We start from the raw sequence: 264 nt of genomic DNA, 5'->3' as shown, positions 1-264 counted from the left end.
CTACCGAGCGCTACACCATGGGCCAGGAAGTCTATCTGCTGCTGACCCTGCCTGAGGAATCCGAGCGCATTCCGGTCACCGGGCGCGTGGTATGGATTTCCCCGCAGGGCGTCAGTGGCCGACGCATTGCCGGGATCGGCATCCACTTCAGTGAAGAGGACCGCCAGGTGCGCGATCATATCGAGAACCACCTGGCCGGCATGCTTGGCAAGGGTCACGCGACCTATACGCTGTAGCGCGAGCGCAGCGTCGCTTCATCATCTC

The 264-nt window shown here is 62.5% G+C and carries 1 protein-coding gene; it reads left to right on the top strand.

Features of this window, described 5'->3' with window-relative positions; all coding sequences use genetic code 11:
• A partial coding sequence (locus tag R0J88_RS20935; RefSeq protein WP_410901015.1) for a PilZ domain-containing protein occupies positions 1 to 236 on the top strand: 236 nt, incomplete at its 5' end.
• Positions 237 to 264: the final 28 nt, after the last annotated feature.

Origin of the sequence: Pseudoalteromonas sp. SIMBA_162, from assembly GCF_046535955.1 — a bacterium.
Lineage (GTDB): Bacteria > Pseudomonadota > Gammaproteobacteria > Enterobacterales > Alteromonadaceae > Pseudoalteromonas > Pseudoalteromonas marina.
The sequence above is the reverse complement of the archived record's forward strand: the minus strand, read 5'-3'. Positions and strand labels throughout refer to the sequence as shown.